Below are 16,450 nucleotides of genomic sequence, written 5' to 3' on the forward strand. Positions count from 1 at the left end.
GTGAGCGCGCGCATCAGATCCGAACTCCCAGCGCGACCGCGTCCCAAGTCTCGCGCCAGCGCTTCTTGACCAGTGTCAGGCCACCCAGCGCGACCAGCGCCAGCCCGGCAAAGATCAGGAAACCGGCCTGCGCACTGCCAGTCAATTGTTTGGCGAAGCCGAGCGAGGAGGCGAGGTAGAAGCCGCCGACGCCGCCGCCGAAGCCGACCAGCCCGGTCATCACGCCGATCTCGGCGCGGAAGCGTTGCGGCACGAGCTGGAACACAGCGCCATTACCGAAGCCCAACGTGCCCATCACCAGCAGAAACAGCGCGACCGATACCGCCAGCGATGTCGGCGCGGTGCTGATCGCGACCAGCGTCACTGCGGCGAGGATATAGACCAGAGTCAATGTCTTCACCCCGCCGATCCGATCCGCCACCGCGCCACCGAAAGGGCGCAGCAACGACCCGACGAATACGCAGGCGGCGGTGCAATAGCCGGCGATCACCGGCGTCAGCGCAAACTGATCGGTGAAGTAGATCGACAGGCTGGCGGACAGGCCGACGAACCCGCCAAAGGTCACGCCGTAGAACAGCATGAACCACCAGGCGTCGCGCTGCTTCAATATTTCGAGATAGGCGGCGACCGGCTTTGGCGCGGGCTGATCGGGCGAATCCTTGGCGATCGCCATATAGATCGCGAACACGATGATCAGCGGGATCGCCGCCAGACCGAACACCGCGTTCCAGCCGAACGCCTTGGCGAGCAGCGGCGCGAACAGCGCGGCGAGCACGGTGCCCGAATTGCCCATGCCGGCAACGCCCATCGCCTTGCCCTGATGCTCAGGTGGATACCAGCGCGAGGCAAGCGGGAGCGCAACGGCAAAGCTGGCGCCGGCAAAGCCCAGTACGACACCGACCGCCAATGTACCGCCGAAACTGCTCACGCCCAGAAGCCAGGCGCTGAGCAATCCGACGATAACGATGATCTGGCCGATCGCACCGGTCCGCTTGGGCCCGATCCGGTCGACGAACACGCCATTGATGAGCCGCAGGATCGCGCCGGCGAGCGTCGGCACCGCCACCATCAGCCCCTTTTGCGCCGGATTCAGGCCGAGATCTTTCGAGATGATCGGCGCCAGCGGGCCGAGCAGGACCCACACCATGAAGGCGACGTCGAAATAGAGGAAGGCGGCGATCAATGTGGGGCGATGCCCCGCTTGCCAAAAATTGCCCTTCTGCGTGGCGGGCATCGCTCCGGCCATAGGCCGGTCGGCAATCAGCGCGTTATTCAGCGGCACCTGTAACTGCGTCATTGTCTCGATCCCCTTCGAGCAAACGCAAAAAGGCCGCCGCGACGCCCGTTGTGGAAACGGAACGCGACGGCGACTTTGCCAAATTTCGGTGATGCCGGGATGCTGCTTCGTTGCAGCTATCCGGCGTTCGACGGGAAGGTGACTCCGATCTCGAGTCGATGCAAGCGCTATTTTGCAACGCAGCGTAAATCAGCGTGAGGCGGCGTTCTCCAGATAGTCGGACAGGGCTTCGGGGTCGAAGCTGCGCGCGTCGAAGAAACGGTCGGCGCCGAGAATCAGTCGCCCTTGCGTGGTCCCCACACCTAGCGGATCGCCGATTCCGCCCTCCAGCTTGGAGCTCGCCCCGGGGAGCGGGACACCAAGTGGGCGCAAGGCGGCGCGATATATATCGGGCCGGAAGACATGCTGCGCCGCACGATATTCGGCCTGATCGGCGCTGGTATGACCGGCGCGGCACATCTGCGCGTAGAGCCATGCGGCCTGGCTGACCCAGGGGAAGTTCGCCGCTTCGCGGTGCTGGAACATGAAATCCGGGACATGCACCAGCTCATGTCCGCGCGCGAAGCGGATCTGATCGGATATCGCGCGGCGGATCAGGTCAGCGGACCCATCGAGATATTCCGGCCGCGCCAGGATCGCGGCGATATCGTCCAGCCGCGCGGGATCGACGAACGCCTCGCCGGCCCGGTAAAGCGCGCGGATCACCCGTTGCGTCGGATCAGGATCCTCATCGATCCGCGCGGTGCGCATGGCGAGGACCTTTTCCACGCCGCGCAACCAGATTTGCGAGGTGACCGCGACGATTACGCCGGCGCCGCGGTCTACCGCCACGCTGTTCCATGGTTCGCCAACGCAGATGCCATCGACCTCGCCACCCGCCAGCGCATCGGCGGCGAAGGGCGGCGCGACCGTGACGATCCGCACATCGCGATCGGGATCGAGACCGCAGCCGGCGAGCCAGTAGCGCAGCATGTAATTATGGCTGGAATAGCGATGGACCACGCCGAAGCGCAGCACGTTGCCGCCGTCACGCGCGGCGCGGGCGATGGCCGCCAGCCGCGTGCCGATCATGGTGATGTCGCCCGGTTCACCGACCGTCGTGATCTGTTCGGCGAGATCGGGCCGCAGTGTAATCGCATTGCCGTTCAACCCGAGTACGAACGGCACCGACAAAGGCGTTGCCGGCCGGCCAAGGCCGAGCGTGGTGGCGATGGCGAGCGGCGCGAGCAGATGCGCCGCGTCGCTATGACCATAGAGCAGTCGGTCGTTCACCGTCGCCCAGCTCATGTCGCGAACGAGCGTCAGGTCGATCCGCTCCGCTTCGGCCAGGCCAAGCTCGCGTGCGAGAATCGGCAGGGCGGCATCGACCAGCGGCAGGAACCCGATCCGGAAGGGCGTATTGCTCATAAGTCTCCCATCAGCCGGTCGGTGGTGACGATCGCGTCGGCGACATCGCCGATCCGTCGTCCGCTATCCATCGCGGCCTTGCGCAATGCGGCATAGGCGGCGGGTTCGTCGATTCCGCGCTTCTTCATCAGCAATAGCTTGGCCTGATCGATCGCCTTGCGTTCGGCCAGCGCGCCGCGGGCCTCGTCGAGTTCGGCGCGCAGCCGCGAATAGGCGCGGAAACGCCGGATTGCGAGTTCAAGCACCGGCCTGATGCGCTCCTTTTTGAGGCCGTCGACGACATAAGCGGACACGCCGGCATCGATCGCCGCTTCCATGCCGGCGGTGTCGCTCTGGTCGACGAACATCGCAACGGGCCGCGCCATTGCCCGTGACAGTGCGAACAATTCTTCCAGCTCATCACGATGCGGATTGGCGAGATTGATCAGCACGACATCCGGGGCGAATGTCTCGAGCCGGGCGGCGATTCCGTGGCGTTCGGCGAAGAAGACGACATCGGTCAGGCCGGCGTCACGCAAGCCCTCTTCGATTACAGCGGCGCGCGCGGTACTTTCGTCGATGATCGCAATCCGCAACGGGCAGCCTTTCTCGCTGCGGCGCAGCATAGACAGTCTTGGGCCACGATTTCAACTATAGTCGTCGATTGTTGATGCGGGTTAATTAGGGCCGATCCGATACAGCCCTATCTTGCGGGAATGCATCAGTCAGGTCCTCGGTCGTGAGGCACACATCGATCCACCTCGCATCGGTCAGCGAGGCGAGTCGCGCCGGCGTCATGCAGATCGAGGCGGTGCGATCCAGCAGCTGGATAGACAGTCTCGAAATTTTTCAGCGAAATATCGCAAAAGACCGGGATCGGGGTGTCCAAGCCGAACGGGCAAACACCGCCAAGGGGATGACCCGTCAATTGTTCGACTTCCTCGGCACCAAGCATGCGCGGGCCTCCGCCCAGCGCTTGCTTTGTTTCCCAGTTGTCCAGCCGCGCGTCGCCGCGTGTGACGATCAGCACGGCCTGACCCTTCACGCGCAGGGAAAGAGTCTTAGCGATGCGTCCCGGTTCGACGCCGAGCGTGGCGGCGGCTTCGGCAATGGTTGCCGTGCTCGCCGCCTGTTCGATGATGGCGATGTCTGGGGCCCTCTCCGCAAGGAAGGCTCGAACTGAATTTAGGCTCATCAGCCGTTGAGCTTGTCCTTGATCGCTTTGGCGGCCGCGAAGCCGAGCTTCTTCGATGCGAGGATCTGGATGGCCGCTCCGGTCGACGGATTGCGGCCCTCGCGCGCGGCGCTCGTCTTGACCTTGAATTTACCGAAGCCGTTCAGCGAGATCTCCTAGCCGGCGGCCGCCGCGTCGGCGATCGCAGCAAACACGCCATCGATCAGCTTCTTCGCATCCGTCTTGGACAAGCTATTGGCGACGGCGATCTTCTCGGCGAGATCAACTGTTCATCTTTAAAGAGGCCCGTTCAGCTCTGTGGGTAATCTTGCGACACCGCCGCATAGATCATCCCTTCGCCCCAATACATCCTGCGCCGGCTGAAGATTCTCACCGCGACCGCGGCAGATACTTGGGCGGGCGCTTCTCCGCGAAGGCGCTCAGCGCTTCCTTGGAGTCCGGGTGCCCGCTCATCTGAACCGTGTAGCGCTGCTCGAACTCGTAGCCCGCGCGCATGTCCATGGTCTCGATCCGGTTGAGGATCTGCTTGGCGAGGCGCACCGCAGTCGGGCTGAACGAGGCGGCGCGCAGCGCGAAGCGGCGAGCTTCATCTAGCAAGGCATCCCGATCACAGATGAAGATTGCTCCACCCAGGTCGGCAAGCTCTTCTGCGCGCAAATGGTCCCCGGTGAAGTACATACGGCGGACGAGAGGCTGGGGGGCGATGCGCGCGAGATGGCGTGCGCCACCCATCACGCCGACGGTGAGTTCGGGCAGGCCGAAGCGTGCATTGCGATCGGCAACGACAAAGTCGCAGGAAGCAGCGATGGCGAGGCCGGTGCCGAGCGCAACCCCGTGCACCGCACCGATCACCGGTACCGGACAATTCTCAATTGCGAAGAACGCCTCGCGCACACGCCACATCCGCTCAGTGCCGTTTTCGGGCGACATGGTAACGAACTCGTCGAGATCATTGCCCGCGCAGAAATGCGGACCCTCGGCGGCGAGGACGATGGCACGGACGTCATCGCCGATCTGGTCGGGGTTCGAGAAGAGATCGGCGATCTCGAGATACATCGCCTGGTCCACCGCATTGGCCGGCGGTCGGTTCAAGCGCACGATCGCGACGCCGCTTTCCTCAAGTTCGACCGAGAGATATTTGAACACGCTCATGCCTGGTTCCTTCCAGCCGGGGTCCAGCCGAAGATCTGGCTCAATGATCCACCCAAGATCTTCTCCTTGTCGCCTTCGGAGAGTTCTTTTGATTCAAGAATGTAGCGAAGACCCTCGGAATAGCTGAACAGGCTCTCGACCCGGGTCCAGTCACTGCCCCACATCAATCGGTCGATCCCGAAGGCGTCCGCGAGCTGGTGCAGTGCGGGCCATAGATCGATGAACGGGAATGTCTCGCGCGACAGGGCAGGGGCGGCGGAGATCTTGACGGCGACGTTCGGATAGCGGGCAAGCGCGAGCAGTTCGGGCAGGCGTTGCAACGGCTCAGGATCCGGCGTCATCAGTGGCGGCTGGGCGATGCCGAGATGGTCGACCACCCATTGCAGGTCGGGGAAGCGCTCGACGGCATTTGTCATGTCAGGCAGATAGCCGGCGGGAAAGACAGTCATCGGGATCGCATGAACCTGGGCGGCAACGAGCAACCGGTCGAAATAGCCGCTGGCGAGCTGGTCGCGATGCTGATCGCTGAGGATCAGGATGCGCAGGCCGATACCGGCCGGGTCGGCCTTCCACGCAGCAACGCGCTCCTCGACATCGGCGGCCGCGGGGTCGATGCGTCCGATCACGCCGAACCGGTCGGGTGCCTTGTGCGCCGCCTCGATCGAATAGCCATTGTCCCAGCCATAATGCGAGGTGGCAACGAGCAGGGCGGCATCGACGCCGACGCGGTCCATCGCGGCGAGCATCATGGCGTCGGTGGTGATCGCGGCGCCCTTGGTGAAATGCGCGCGGGTGGCCGCCATTGCCTTGCCCGCGGCGGCGCCGAAATTGGGATCCCAGGGGCGTTCGGGTTTGTCCTCGTCGAGAATATGGACCTGGCTGTCGATGATCTTCACGGTCGTCCTCCGGTTCAGCGCATGCTGTCGAGGACGTCGCCGACGACGCGCTCGATCAAGTCATAGGATTCAACGCCGCCATAATAGAGGCTCCAGGCGATCGGGTCGGTGAGCTGCTGTTTCGTCATGCCGAACGCCTTGCCGAGCAGGACATTTTCGCGGATGCCGTCGGCAAAGCCGCGCGAGACATTATAGTTGAGCAGCAGATAGGGCATCATCTGCTTGGGCAGCGCGCGGATGCAATGCTCGTAGCGGTTGCGCCAGGCCTTGAGCAGATCGGGCGAGTACTTCGCGAGATAGTCGACATGCTTCGGGATTTCGCCTGTCGTCCGCATGTGCCAGTCGCGCAGCGCATCGATATCGGCATTCGAGGCGCCAGGGCTGGCAAAGTCCATGCCCGAGTGGAATGCATTGGCCTCGAAGCCCCAGCCTTCGGGCCATTTGCCCGGCGCCGGATCGGCATAGTCGCGAATATAGTCGCCGGCCTCGGTCGCGGCATAGTTCAGGCCGCGCGGTCCCGAATGGAGGAAGGCGATCGACAGTACATCAAGCACCATCGCCTTCGACGCACCGGCATTTTGCGCGACATGGACCTGATAGATGATACCGTCGCCATAGGCCGAGATCACATATTGATGCAGGTGCTGCAGTACCATTTGCAGCGGATGCGATCGCCATTCCGGACTGGTCGTGACACGAACACCGGCACGGTACCGTTTCAGCACGTCGGGGCGGTGCTCGAGCAGGAACTCGAAGCCCGGTAACACGCGACCCTTGGTGCGATCATAATAAGCCCGGAAGGCCGCGATTTCCTCGGCCGTTGTCACGTCCGGGTTGCCGACGATCAGACCATCGGCATCGGGATTGATCTTCTGCTCGGTCGTCATGCGGTCCTCTCAGCGCGGCCCCGTCGCTTCCGTTCGGATGAGCACCGGCCACATTCTTATCCTGCTTGATAGCTCCTGCACTGACGACAGGCAATAACCTTATGAACAATGAGCCATCATTCATAAAATGTTTGCGGAGTGCTGCGCGATGAAATATTGGCGGCAACGGGAGAGCCTGGATTTCGACTGTCCGATACCGGCTGCGCAAAGCGGGCGGTGCGGCGTGGACGGGCGGGCCTCCGCCATTCACCTGAAGGGACAGCAATGATGAAAGCCTTGGTACAGAGCGACGATACGGAGCGCTTGGTCGCGTTCCAGGATGTCGATGATCCTTCGCCTGCCGACGACCAGTTGGTCGTGAAGGTTGAGGCCTTTTCGCTCAATCGGCCCGACTTTCTGTATTTGTCGATGCCCGGATCGGGTTGGCGCACCGGGATCGATTTCGCGGGAACCGTGCAGCAGGCCGCGCGCGACGGGACCGGCCCGAGGGCAGGCGAGAAGATCGTGGTCCATAGTCCGGCGGGTGGTGGCGGGGCTGAACTTGTCGCCGTCGCAGCAGCTCAGGTGACCGTCATTCCGCACGGCATCGGCATTGCCGATGCAGCGGCATTGCCGCTCGCGGGCCTGGTCGCGCTACGTCTGATCCGCGAGGCAGGACCGGTCGAGGGGCGCAAGGTGCTGATCACCGGCGCGACCGGTGGTGTTGGCCATGCCACGGTCGAACTGCTGATCGGCAAGGGGGCGCTGGTGACCGCGCTTGCTTCGGCCGAGGAGCCGTCCGAGCGGCTGGCGGCGTTGGGGTGCACGGTGGTCCAGGTGCTGGGAGCTGCCGATGGTCCGTTCGACATCGTGCTCGAATCGGTCGGCGGCGCCACCTTTGGTGAGATCGTGCCCAAGCTGGCCAAGGGGGCGACGATCCTCTGGTTCGGCCAGGCGAGCTTCCAGCCGATCACGCTCGATTTCTTCTCCTTCTTTGTCGGGCGCGAGAGCTTCACGCTGCGGCATTTCGTCTACAACGACCTGCCCGCTCTCGATGACGGCAAGGATATTGCCGAGCTCCTCGAACTGGTTCGCACAGGCCAGCTCCACGCCGAGATCGGCCAGCAGGGCGATTGGTCCCAGACCGCGGCGATGCTCGATGCGATGAAGAACCGGACGCTGCGCGGGAAGGCGGTGCTGATGATCGGCTGATCGTGCCGGCCGCGCGACATTCGGTAGCGCGGCCGGATTTTCAGGTCGAAGCCCGATCGAGATCGGCGCGCAGGCTGCGTGCCGCGAACAGAAGTTGCAGGATCGCGAGGACGCAGGCGACCGGCATGACGATCAGGAGCGCGGTGCGCAGCGACTGTACGCCTTCGCTTGCGACAAAATGGTCGCTCAACAGGCCGATCAGCCAGGATCCGAATCCGACTCCGAACAGATTGGTGACGAGCAGGAACAAGGCGGAGGCGGTTGCCCGCATCGTCGGCGGCGCAATGCTGTTGACGACGGTAAGGGAGACGCCGCTGAAGACGGTGCCGAGCGTCAGCGGGATAGCGAGCAGGGCGATCGCTGCTGTCGCGCCCTGGGTATTATATGCCAGCAGGAAGCAAGGAGTCAGCGCGACATAGGCGAGGGCTGGCAACCAGAGATACCAGCGCGCATCGCGCCGGGTCAGCCGGTCCGCAATCAGGCCGAATGCCGTCGCGGCGATGCCTCCGCCGATGCCGACGGTCAACGCCAGGACGGTGCCGACATCGATCACCGACATTTTGAACGTGCGGATCAAATAAGGGGCGGTCCAGCTCAGCGACCCGTAGGAGATCAAGGCGCAGAGCGCGATGGCCACTGCCAGGCGGCGCAGCGTAGGATATGCCGCGAGGAAGCGAAGGTCTGCGCCGAATGATTGCCGGGAGGTCTGCCGGATCGCAGCCCGCTTGGGTTCAGGGACCGTCCAGCGCAGGATCGCCGCAAGCAATATGCCCGGCGGGCCGAGGACGAAGAAAGTCGTGCGCCAGCCATAGGTCTGGGTCAGCCAGCCGCCGAGGAGGAAGCCGATCAACACACCGAGATTGGCGCCGATCGTGTAGAAGGAGAGCGCCGCCGCGCGCCGCTCGCGGGGAAAAAGATCGGCGATCATCGAATAAGAGGGCGGATTGCAGCCGGCCTCACCAATGCCGACACCCATGCGGGCGAGGAAGAGATGAGCATAGCTTGTGGCAAAACCGGTAAGCGCGGTCATCGCGCTCCAGGCCGCCAGCGAGATTGCGACAACAGTACGGCGTGTGCCCCGATCGGCGAAGCGGGCGACGGGAATGCCGATCATCACATAGAAGAGCGAGAAGGCGAGGCCGGTCAGCAGTCCGAGCTGCGCATCCGAAAGATGAAGCTCGCGCTTGATCGATTCCTGCGCGAGCACGAGCACCTGCCGGTCGACGAACGCCACCGCATAGGTGAGCGTCAGGATCAGCAGCGCATAGAGCGATGCTGCCGGGACGGCGCCGGAAGCTCGATCCATGCCGCTCTCCGGCGGCGGCGTCCCGGACCTGTCAGGTACGGGGGCGGCAGACATCAGAAGGTGACGCCGATGGTCGCGCCGTAGGTGCGGGGCATGCCGGGCACAAAGATCAGTGACCCCGATGCGGTGGCGAGGTCATAGACATTCTCATTGAGCAGATTGGTCCCCCACAGCCTCACCGAGAAGCGGTCGTCACGGCCGAAACTGGTGCTGATCGATGCTGTCATCCAATTGTAGCTCTTCTGCTTCAGGAAATTGTCCGGCTCGAAGAAATAGCCGCTGTTATAGCTGTCGCCCACATTGAACTCGAGCTTGCCCCAGCTCGTCCGGGTCTCGTAGTTCAGGTTGAGATTGCCGGTGAATTTCGGCGCGCGGATCATGCGATTGCCCGACAGATTGCAGGTGAGGTTGGTCGTTCCACCGATCTTGGTGTTGACCGCACCGGTGCAGTTGGTCGGGATGGAGGTCACCGGATTGGGGGCAGCGAAAATGCCGCCCGGGAAATTCCGGTAGGATGCGCTGAGCAGTTCCGCGCCGCCGCTCAGCGTCAGACCGTGCATCAGGCGGGCGGAGAAATCGATATCGGCGCCATAGATGCGTGATTGTGCGGCGTTATAGACGACGATCGGTCCGCCCTGGACCGCGCGGAGCTGGATATCCTTATAGTCATAGTAGAATCCCGCAATGTTGATCCGCACGCGTCGATCGAACAATTGGGTTTTCAGGCCGATTTCATAGGCGTCGATCCGCTCCGGCTGGATCGGTGGATTGCTGACCGAAGTGGTGTTGAATGTACCGCTCTTGAAGCCACGATTATAAGTCGCATAGCCCAGTATGTCGGGCCCGAAATCATGATCGAGCGCGAGCCGCCAGGTTACCTTCGGGAAGACCTTATGGGTCGGCAGTCCCAGCGATTGCGGGGTGACGCCCGCAGCGGTGGCGGCATCGAGATCGCGGACATCGCGCGTATAGCGCAGGCCCACAGTCAGCCGCGTGCCGGGCAGGATCGTCTTGGTGGCCTGGCCGAAGGCCGAGTAGGATGCGGTCGTCAGCCTCGATCGCAGGTCGGTTGAGATCGTCGTCTCGGGTCGTACTGTCAGATGCAGCTTCGTCACGTCGTGGAGGTAGAAGGCACCGGCAATCCACTGGAAATCCTGCCCTTCCGGACTCTGGATCTGAAGCTCCTGGGTCACACTGTCGATCGTGCCGGGCGGCGTGACGATCTGGGCTTTGAAGCCGGTCGGGTTGGGTGTTCCAACGATGCCGTTGGATTCATAGCGATAGTCGCCGCGGAAATGGATGTAGGAGGTCTGGCTGCTGAGCCGGACGCCGCCGAGATCCTGAGTGACCTTAAGCGAGGCGATGTCGCTGTTGGTGCTGCCGCTGGGATCGATCCGCGTGTTGACCGTGCGGGCGCCGGAATAGGTCGTGACCCCATCGGTACCGATGAAACCGGGGATGATGCCGCGGACCAGATAGTCGGCGCCGTCCTCGTCCGAGAGGATCACATTCAGCAGGACCTGGGTGTCGGGACCTGGTTTCCAAAGCAACTTGGCCTGACCAGTCAGCGAGCGTTCCTCGCCGATCTTGTTGCCGGTATATTTGTTGAGAATATAGCCATCGAAGCGCTTGCGGGCCGATACCGAAAGATTGGCCGCGAGCGTGTCGGACAGCGGCCCCGTCACATAAAAGCGGCCAGTCAGCGTATCGAGATTGCCATAGCCGATCTCCGCCGATCCGGCAGTGGTCCAGCTTGGATCGCGCGTCGTCACCTGGATCATGCCACCGGTCGCATTGCGCCCGAACAGCGTGCCCTGAGGGCCGCGCAGCACCGAGATCTGCGCGATGTTGTTGAGGTCGAAGATTCCTGAGGAGGGTGCTCCGAGATAGATGCCATCGACATAAGTCGCGACCGGCGATTCTGCGCCAAGCGAGCCGATGCCCTGGCCGACGCCGCGCAAATAGGTTTGCGAGGACGACAGGCTCTTGCCGATGACCAGCCCGGGGACGGCCTGGGTCAGATCCTGAGTGCTGATCGCACCGGTTGCGGCGAGTTTCTCGGCAGTGACCGCGGTGACGGAAATCGGCACGCGCTGGAGGTTTTCGGACCGTTTCTGCGCGGTCACCACGATATCGCTCAACTCATCAGGATTATCCTGGGCGGACAAGGTCGGGGCCACAGGCAGCGTGGTCTGTGCAAATGCACTCCCCGGTATCAGCAGGGGCGCGAGAGCCGCCAGCCGATAGGATTTGTAGGTCATGTGATTTCCCCCATCTCCTGTCCGTCGCGGCCTTGGTGGCCTCGATCAGAGCGGCGCGTAGAACAGCCGTGCGCCATGGCCTTCGCCGTCGCCGGACAGCATCGCCCGGATGTCGGCGGACGGCACGCCGGCAATGATGGTCTCGCCGAACTCGGCGGTCTCGAAGAGCGGGCCGAACAGATGGCCGGCATTGGCGCAGTGCGCGAGGAACGCCTCGTCGCTGGCGTAATGCTCGTGGATGAAGGCCGAGACACCGTCCTCGGCCCGATAACATTCGAAAATCGACGTGCCCGGATCCTTGTCCCGGGCGATTGCCGAAAGTTGGGCGATGACGTCGCGAAACGCCGCCTCTTTGCCGTCGCGGATGCGCAGTTTGATCGTGAGCCGCAATGCCGTCATCGACCTTCTCCCTGTTCTATTTTTGAGCTGACCTCAGTCTTTCACCCGGCCATATTGGTCGATCTCGGCGGGCTCCCAATCGTCGGGTACCTCGACCTCGATCGACAGGATCAGTGAAGCGCGAGCAATGGCGTGGCGATCAACGATCAGCGAGCGTGACGATCCCCCGCCATTGCCGAGCAGCAGGTGGAAATTGATGATCCTCGTGCCCGGCAAGAGGTAGCGCTTCACCTCTCCCTTGACGGTCGTGCCATAGAGTGCCTGGACGCGCTCTGCGGTCAGCTGGGGGGCAAGGAATTCGTAATCCTCGTAGCGGAATGGAATGACCGCGACATTGGCGGTGTCGCCCTTGTCGCCCGAATGGGCGATGGCGACCTGGTCGAGTGAAACACGTTTCGCCATCGCTCAAGCCTCTTCGAGATTGATGTTGAAGTGGAATGCCTCGCGCGGGACGAGCGTGGACGAGATGCCGACGACGTTGCGGATGCGATCGGGCGGCGGGATGCCCTTGCCGGTGCCGAACGGGCCATTCGGGCCGTTGGCGTCGAATTCGTTGAGCAGCGCGAGCAGCGGCGCGCGGCTCTGAGCGCGTGCTGCAATGCGCATGCAGACTTCCCATGGATCGTCGGGAATGCGGTCGGCAGGGGTCGCTTCGCGGAACACCGCGTTGATGCCGGGATATTCGATCACCAGCTCGTCGATCGCCAGGCCGCGCTCCTTGACGCGGTGCTCGAGCACCGCGGCTGCCGCCTTGGCGCGATTGAAGGCGCGGGGGCCGGCAAAGAAGCAGAAATCCTGCGTCATATAGCCTTCGCGCGTGGCGATGTTCACCTTGAGCGTGGCGGGCTTGTCGCGGCCATGGATATTGTGCATCCGCACGCGATTGGGCGCGACCTCGTCAAATTCGATCGAGGCGAGATCGACGATGACATTGGGGTCGTAATAGTTCGCCGCGTCGCCGATCTCATGCATCAGCTTTTTGCGCAGACCGAGCCGCGATACGAAGCCGCCGCTGTCCGGGGTCTTCTCGAAATAGACATCGCCGTCGTCGTGCACCTCGGCATAAGGCAGGCCGATGCCGTCGAGATAGCCGGGGATTTCGAGCCGCGGCGGATCGGCCATAAAGCCGCCCGACATGCCGGTGATGCCGCATTCGAGCATATGGCCGACCGCTGCTGCGACGGCGATGTCGGGGATTTCGGTCCAGCCAAAGGCATAGGCGAGCGGACCGATCGCGAGCGAATTGTCCGACATGCGCGAGGTAAGAACGATGTCGGCGCCGCGCTTCAGCGCCTCGACCACCCCTTCGGCGCCCATATAGGGTTCGGCGGCGATAATCTCGGGCGGCAGCGTGTCGAGCGGCTCGCCGGTGTCGAAGATCACGTCGCCGAGCTCAATCACACTGCGGCCCAGATCGTTCGAGCTGACTGAGGCGACCTTGAGCCCGGTCATGCCCAGCTCGCGTGCGATCTCGATCACCTTGTCGCGCGCGGCCTCGGGATTGGCCCAGCCTTGATTCGAGACGATTTTGATGCCCTTGGCATGGCAGGCTGGCAGGACCGCGCGCATCCGCTCTTCAAGCAGCGGATCATAACCTTTGTCGTTGGGATCGGCGAGCATCCGCTCGCGGGCGCTGGAGACCGTCGATTCCGACATTGCCTCAAGCATCAGAAAGTCGAGGTCCACGCGTTCGACAAGCATTTTTGCAGCGTCGATGCGATCACCCGCCCAGCCGCTGCCGACACCAATCTTGACTATCTTGCCAGCCATATCTGCTCCTGTTGGCCTGAATTCCGGGGTGCGTGGGGTTGCGTGTCGCGTCGCATCGCGCTGGGGCTGATACGCCTTACCGTGCGCGCGTCTGCGATGGCGGGACAGCCCGATCGATTTGGATGTGCAAGCTTAATTTTGGACACCTCGACACCCCACTCCAATTCTGCCTGCGGTCTCCCGCGCGGTGTGGGAGCGGCGTCAGGCCGACGCCGTCATTGGTGCGGCGCGAATTGATCCATAGCGGAGGAAGCGGAGCGAATGCAAGAAAAATGAATAATGAGCCATTGCTCATACATTGATCGCTGGATTGGTGCCGGAATCATCGCGGCACCAGCCAGGTGGCCGCGAGTTAGGCAATGTCAGCCTGCGCGTCGCCGCTCAGCTGGGCGTGCGGGCGCCGTAGGATTGGACGCCGGTGGCGACGAGCGCGAGCGACTCGTCGATCCATCTTTCGATCGCGGCGCGGCGCGCGCGGGTGGGAATGCTCTGAAGATGGAGTCGTAATTCTTCGGAGGTCAACACCCGGAAGAGCGAGATCAATTGGGCAGCGACGAGTCGAGCCATTGGATCCTCGGGTGGATTACCGGCTTCCTCGGCGAGCAATTGGGCCAGGGCGATCTCGTAGCGCTCCCACATCAGGGTCAGCCGGCCCTGCAACGAACTGTTGCCGTCGAACGACCGCCGCAGGCCTTCCAGGCCGTCGGCGATCTCGCGCTCACGCGGTGCCGACATGAATTTACGAAACAGCCGGCAGATGCCGTCATAAGGCGATTCGCCTGGCTCGCGGTCGCGGACCGAGGCCAGGATCTGGTCGCGGAATTCATTTTCGTCGTTGAAGAGCAGGTCTTCCTTGGTGTCGAAATATTTGAACAGCGTCTTGACCGAGACGTTCGCCGCATCGGCGATCTCGGCCACTGTGACATGGTCGAAGCCGCGTGCGTCGAACATCGTCTTCGCCGTTTCCGCGATGGTCTCGCGGGTCTGGGCTTTTTTGCGTTCGCGCAGGCCAAGCTTGGGCACGGGGATTTCGGTTTGCATATCCATGTCGAAACTTAAGCACAGCGCCAAAGGACCGTCACTGACGTTTTTCGCCGGGCTGGAAAATTCCCGCATCATCCGATGATATGAAAGCGATGATCTGGCAACGTTTTGCCTTTTTCGAGCCCGTCCACCCCGGCCATGACCAATTCGTCGATAAGGCCGGTATAATGGACATCGGCCTGGACATAACTGACCGCGAACGCCCAGCGAATTCCGTCGCCCTTGTTGGGCGGGGCGGAATGCAATGCACCGCGATGGACCGTCGCGTCGCCGGGTTTGAGGTCGAGTGGTGGGGAGAGGATGCCGCGCTGTTCCAACTCCTCATAGGATTCCTCAATCGACTTCTGTTCGGCATAGGTTGCGTGGACCAGGTCGTGCAGCGGCTGATCGAAATGCCGGGGGGCGACGAAGCGCATCGTGCCCGATGTGGCAGGCGTCGGCTTCAGAGCGATCCAAAAGGCGATCACCGAGCGCGCCGGCGCAAAGGCCGAGCCATGGCTTGCAAACAGAGAGCCGGGCTCCTGCCCGCCGAAATCGACATGCCAGACGGTGCCGTCACCCCCGTCCCGTGCCGGGCGTTTGATCAAGCCCTGATCGATCTGGTAGCGCACCGACTCCACGCCGAGCAGCCTGGCTGCGGCTTGGCCCCAGGCGCGCTGATGGGTCATGTCGAAGAAGAAGCGATCGGCGACCTCGCCCGACACGCCCTCGACCGACAAGGGGCCAAGCGCCTCGAGCATCGGGCCGTACACGGCGTGGCCGCCTTTTTCGGCGGATTGCTCGAGCTTGGCCTCGAGGCGCGTCAACAGGGCGGCGGCCTCGTCTTCACTGAGGAAACTCTCGATCTTCGCCCAGTCATTCTCCTGGAACGAGCGGACTTCGTCGTCGGTGATCTCGCGCGGGGTAGGGATGATGCTGCTCATGGAGCGCTCCTGTCGCTATCGTGAGGGAGGGTGTCAGGGCTTGGCGCCGCGCGCGACCTTCTTGATCTCGCCATTGCTGAGTGTCCGTGCGCCGCGCACCAGGGGATCGGTCGCGCCGATGATCAGTCCTTTGGCCAGTTCCTCGACGCGGATCGAGAAGCCCGAGACCAGTGCGTAGACCAAGCTGTTGCTACCCTTGGGAATGATGCCGCCAGGCCGGAACACGCGTAGCGCCATACCGGTGTGGCGTGCCTGGATCAGGCCGAGATCCTTCTCGGTCCGTCCCTTGATGTGCCGGGTCGTCCGTTCCCAGGGCAGGATCGTCGACTCGGTCGGATCGGCGCCCATGCCGCTGACATAGCAGAAGGTGAACCGGCCTTTTGTGTGCGAGGCGATTGCCTCGGCGAAGGTCGTCGTGAACGTGTGGGTCACCAGCACATAGAGATCACCCTCGCCAATGTCCGAGGCGGGGCCGCCAAGTGTCCAGATGCAGCCGACATGGTCGCTGATCCGCTCAATCACCGCATCATCATATCGGGAGAAATCCTCCTGGACGATGGTGACGAGCTTGTCGTGGGTCTGGGAAAGCGGCCGGCGGGAGAGGGCAGTCACTTGGGTGACCTTCGGATCGGCGAGCAATTGTGTGAGGACTTCGGAACCGACAAAGCCGGTCGCACCAGTCAGGATGATCTTCATGACGGGGCCTTTTCATTGGACGGCGCGAGACGAGGCGCCGCGGCGGC

Annotated in this window: 15 protein-coding genes and 2 pseudogenes; 1 reads left to right on the forward strand and 16 read right to left on the reverse strand. The window is 62.9% G+C overall.

Annotated elements, in window-relative coordinates; translation table 11 throughout:
• Window positions 1-13: 13 nt before the first annotated feature.
• From ACRECS_RS25060 to ACRECS_RS25095, 8 genes and pseudogenes are all read right to left on the reverse strand, one after another.
• Complete coding sequence (locus ACRECS_RS25060; protein ID WP_431585709.1) at window positions 14-1,246, reverse strand: nitrate/nitrite transporter; 1,233 nt, start codon at window positions 1,244-1,246, stop codon at window positions 14-16.
• Window positions 1,247-1,486: 240 nt separating this feature from the next.
• Window positions 1,487-2,704, reverse strand: coding sequence for an ABC transporter substrate-binding protein (locus ACRECS_RS25065; RefSeq protein WP_431585695.1), 1,218 nt, complete (start codon window positions 2,702-2,704; stop codon window positions 1,487-1,489).
• A complete protein-coding gene (locus ACRECS_RS25070) occupies window positions 2,701-3,279 on the reverse strand; it encodes an ANTAR domain-containing response regulator (RefSeq protein WP_431585710.1) in 579 nt (192 codons plus the stop codon). Before ACRECS_RS25070 ends, ACRECS_RS25065 begins: the two co-directional genes overlap by 4 nt.
• Window positions 3,280-3,364: 85 nt before the next feature.
• A pseudogene (locus ACRECS_RS25075) lies at window positions 3,365-3,878 on the reverse strand (YbaK/EbsC family protein).
• Window positions 3,878-4,126, reverse strand: a pseudogene (locus ACRECS_RS25080) (HU family DNA-binding protein). The pseudogenes ACRECS_RS25075 and ACRECS_RS25080 overlap by 1 nt, the downstream one beginning before the upstream one ends.
• A 121-nt stretch (window positions 4,127-4,247) precedes the next feature.
• A complete protein-coding gene (locus tag ACRECS_RS25085) occupies window positions 4,248-5,030 on the reverse strand; it encodes an enoyl-CoA hydratase-related protein (RefSeq protein WP_431585696.1) in 783 nt (260 codons plus the stop codon).
• Window positions 5,027-5,926, reverse strand: a complete 900-nt coding sequence (locus ACRECS_RS25090; RefSeq protein ID WP_431585697.1) for an amidohydrolase family protein — start codon at window positions 5,924-5,926, stop codon at window positions 5,027-5,029. Before ACRECS_RS25090 ends, ACRECS_RS25085 begins: the two co-directional genes overlap by 4 nt.
• Before the next feature lie 14 nt (window positions 5,927-5,940).
• Window positions 5,941-6,813, reverse strand: coding sequence for a hypothetical protein (locus ACRECS_RS25095; RefSeq protein WP_431585698.1), 873 nt, complete (start codon window positions 6,811-6,813; stop codon window positions 5,941-5,943).
• Window positions 6,814-7,077: 264 nt separating this feature from the next.
• On the opposite strand from ACRECS_RS25095, the gene ACRECS_RS25100 reads away from it, so the two are divergent.
• Window positions 7,078-8,004 carry a zinc-binding dehydrogenase gene (locus ACRECS_RS25100; RefSeq protein ID WP_431585699.1) on the forward strand — a complete coding sequence of 309 codons (927 nt, stop codon included), beginning with the start codon at window positions 7,078-7,080 and terminating at the stop codon, window positions 8,002-8,004.
• A gap of 40 nt (window positions 8,005-8,044) precedes the next feature.
• Here ACRECS_RS25100 and ACRECS_RS25105 read toward each other — a convergent pair whose 3' ends face one another.
• From ACRECS_RS25105 to ACRECS_RS25140, 8 genes are all read right to left on the reverse strand, one after another.
• Window positions 8,045-9,310 carry a spinster family MFS transporter gene (locus tag ACRECS_RS25105; RefSeq protein ID WP_431585700.1) on the reverse strand — a complete coding sequence of 422 codons (1,266 nt, stop codon included), beginning with the start codon at window positions 9,308-9,310 and terminating at the stop codon, window positions 8,045-8,047.
• Window positions 9,311-9,363: 53 nt separating this feature from the next.
• Window positions 9,364-11,571: a TonB-dependent receptor gene (locus tag ACRECS_RS25110; protein WP_431585701.1), complete on the reverse strand. Its 2,208-nt coding sequence runs from the start codon at window positions 11,569-11,571 to the stop codon at window positions 9,364-9,366.
• Between the two features lie 45 nt (window positions 11,572-11,616).
• The gene (locus tag ACRECS_RS25115; protein WP_431585702.1) at window positions 11,617-11,970 is read right to left on the reverse strand and encodes a putative quinol monooxygenase; all 354 of its coding nucleotides are present in this window, start codon (window positions 11,968-11,970) and stop codon (window positions 11,617-11,619) included.
• A 33-nt stretch (window positions 11,971-12,003) separates the two neighbouring features.
• Window positions 12,004-12,372, reverse strand: a complete 369-nt coding sequence (locus ACRECS_RS25120; protein ID WP_431585703.1) for an AtuA-related protein — start codon at window positions 12,370-12,372, stop codon at window positions 12,004-12,006.
• 3 nt (window positions 12,373-12,375) lie between these two features.
• Window positions 12,376-13,740 (reverse strand): acyclic terpene utilization AtuA family protein, encoded by a 1,365-nt coding sequence (locus ACRECS_RS25125; RefSeq protein WP_431585704.1) that lies wholly within the window; start codon window positions 13,738-13,740, stop codon window positions 12,376-12,378.
• Between the two features lie 381 nt (window positions 13,741-14,121).
• Window positions 14,122-14,859 (reverse strand): TetR/AcrR family transcriptional regulator, encoded by a 738-nt coding sequence (locus ACRECS_RS25130; protein ID WP_431585705.1) that lies wholly within the window; start codon window positions 14,857-14,859, stop codon window positions 14,122-14,124.
• Complete coding sequence (locus ACRECS_RS25135; protein ID WP_431585706.1) at window positions 14,856-15,707, reverse strand: phytanoyl-CoA dioxygenase family protein; 852 nt, start codon at window positions 15,705-15,707, stop codon at window positions 14,856-14,858. The genes ACRECS_RS25130 and ACRECS_RS25135 overlap by 4 nt, the downstream gene beginning before the upstream one ends.
• A 33-nt stretch (window positions 15,708-15,740) precedes the next feature.
• Complete coding sequence (locus ACRECS_RS25140) at window positions 15,741-16,403, reverse strand: NAD(P)H-binding protein (protein ID WP_431585707.1); 663 nt, start codon at window positions 16,401-16,403, stop codon at window positions 15,741-15,743.
• Window positions 16,404-16,450: the final 47 nt, after the last annotated feature.

This window comes from Sphingomonas sp. (assembly GCF_050725575.1).
Lineage (GTDB): Bacteria > Pseudomonadota > Alphaproteobacteria > Sphingomonadales > Sphingomonadaceae > Sphingomonas.

Coding starts and splice junctions, on each gene's coding strand:
- ACRECS_RS25060 (WP_431585709.1), bottom strand. CDS start 1,246: ATGGCCGGAGCGATGCCCGCCACGCAGAAGGGCAATTTTTGGCAAGCG.
- ACRECS_RS25065 (WP_431585695.1), bottom strand. CDS start 2,704: ATGAGCAATACGCCCTTCCGGATCGGGTTCCTGCCGCTGGTCGATGCC.
- ACRECS_RS25085 (WP_431585696.1), bottom strand. CDS start 5,030: ATGAGCGTGTTCAAATATCTCTCGGTCGAACTTGAGGAAAGCGGCGTC.
- ACRECS_RS25095 (WP_431585698.1), bottom strand. CDS start 6,813: ATGACGACCGAGCAGAAGATCAATCCCGATGCCGATGGTCTGATCGTC.
- ACRECS_RS25100 (WP_431585699.1), top strand. CDS start 7,078: ATGATGAAAGCCTTGGTACAGAGCGACGATACGGAGCGCTTGGTCGCG.
- ACRECS_RS25105 (WP_431585700.1), bottom strand. CDS start 9,310: ATGGATCGAGCTTCCGGCGCCGTCCCGGCAGCATCGCTCTATGCGCTG.
- ACRECS_RS25110 (WP_431585701.1), bottom strand. CDS start 11,571: ATGACCTACAAATCCTATCGGCTGGCGGCTCTCGCGCCCCTGCTGATA.
- ACRECS_RS25115 (WP_431585702.1), bottom strand. CDS start 11,970: ATGACGGCATTGCGGCTCACGATCAAACTGCGCATCCGCGACGGCAAA.
- ACRECS_RS25120 (WP_431585703.1), bottom strand. CDS start 12,372: ATGGCGAAACGTGTTTCACTCGACCAGGTCGCCATCGCCCATTCGGGC.
- ACRECS_RS25125 (WP_431585704.1), bottom strand. CDS start 13,740: ATGGCTGGCAAGATAGTCAAGATTGGTGTCGGCAGCGGCTGGGCGGGT.
- ACRECS_RS25130 (WP_431585705.1), bottom strand. CDS start 14,859: ATGATGCGGGAATTTTCCAGCCCGGCGAAAAACGTCAGTGACGGTCCT.
- ACRECS_RS25135 (WP_431585706.1), bottom strand. CDS start 15,707: ATGAGCAGCATCATCCCTACCCCGCGCGAGATCACCGACGACGAAGTC.
- ACRECS_RS25140 (WP_431585707.1), bottom strand. CDS start 16,403: ATGAAGATCATCCTGACTGGTGCGACCGGCTTTGTCGGTTCCGAAGTC.